General features: G+C 43.7%; 3 protein-coding genes and 1 pseudogene. All 4 read left to right on the forward strand.

The window, feature by feature from the left end:
- Positions 1 to 303 (forward strand): annotated as a pseudogene (locus NSB03_RS20710) (hypothetical protein); the annotation flags it as partial.
- Between the two features lie 8 nt (positions 304 to 311).
- Complete coding sequence (locus tag NSB03_RS20715; protein WP_136014069.1) at positions 312 to 533, forward strand: hypothetical protein; 222 nt, start codon at positions 312 to 314, stop codon at positions 531 to 533.
- A 3-nt stretch (positions 534 to 536) separates the two neighbouring features.
- Positions 537 to 710: an MFS transporter gene (locus NSB03_RS20720; RefSeq protein ID WP_128824514.1), complete on the forward strand. Its 174-nt coding sequence runs from the start codon at positions 537 to 539 to the stop codon at positions 708 to 710.
- Positions 711 to 737: 27 nt separating this feature from the next.
- A partial coding sequence (locus tag NSB03_RS20725; protein WP_257466641.1) for a hypothetical protein occupies positions 738 to 1,026 on the forward strand: 289 nt, incomplete at its 3' end.

The raw sequence follows: 1,026 nt of genomic DNA on the forward strand, positions 1-1,026 counted from the left end.
CGGACGGATATACAGACGGTCGTAACGATTAAGACGGGATTCAAACGCCCGCAGGAAATACGCTTCCTTCTTGATCTGCTTTCCTCTGATGATGTTTACCTGGCGGGTTACGGCCGGGAAGAGATAAAAGTAATTCCTTCGGCGGAAGAGTTTTCTTATCGTGTCCATCCGGAAACACCGCAGAATGTGACGTTAAAACTTACGTTTGCCGATAAGGAGTCCAACTGGACCGGAGAAATTGCGGAAAGCGGCTACCGGAAACCGAGGGTTCATTCTAAAGAGTTCAGTAAACAATTTAATTAATACAGCTTATGAAGACGCAGAAACAGATAGATGATCTTATCGAACAGATCAGGGCTGCCGAGGAAAAGGAAAGCATTACCAACGAAATGGAGGCGGACGTACTGGAGTTCCTTAACGAAAAGATAAAGCCTTTCGATAAGAAACACGAGGTAATGAGCGAAGAGGAATACAGTAAAATTAAAAATCCCGATTCGAATACCTTTTATTATACTTATGAAACGGAGGAATAAAGCATGTTGTTTAAGGGAGGAAGAAAGATAACGGGGATATTTGCCGAAGGAAAGGTTATTAAAGCCGTGTATTATGCCGGCCGGCTGGTTTGGGAAGCAATACGAAGTTGTTTCGGTTCCGGCAAATGGGTGGACAAATACCCGTGGTTGGACAAGGAACTATGGAAAGATAAATAATTGATTAATGCCTAACTATTTGGAAATATGGATATAAAGAAATTTAAAGACGGTGATTCCGGAAAGGATGTCCGCCAGACTATCGAAACGAATTTTAATAACCTGAATGAGTTTAAGGCAGGTTATCAGGACAAAGTGGACGGTCCGGACGGCAAATCCTCTATTTTGCGCGCTTTTGCCTCCGAAGCTGATAAAGACCTGTACGAATCGGATATGGAGAAATACGCCGCCAAACTATTGTACCAGGTTATCATACCGGCCATGAACGCTTCTTCCAGTATAGCAACTTTACGGGTATCAGTGACGGAAGCACCGG

The organism is Bacteroides acidifaciens, assembly GCF_024623065.1.
Taxonomy (GTDB): Bacteria; Bacteroidota; Bacteroidia; order Bacteroidales; family Bacteroidaceae; genus Bacteroides; species Bacteroides acidifaciens.

Coding starts and splice junctions, on each gene's coding strand:
- NSB03_RS20715 (WP_136014069.1), top strand. CDS start 312: ATGAAGACGCAGAAACAGATAGATGATCTTATCGAACAGATCAGGGCT.
- NSB03_RS20720 (WP_128824514.1), top strand. CDS start 537: ATGTTGTTTAAGGGAGGAAGAAAGATAACGGGGATATTTGCCGAAGGA.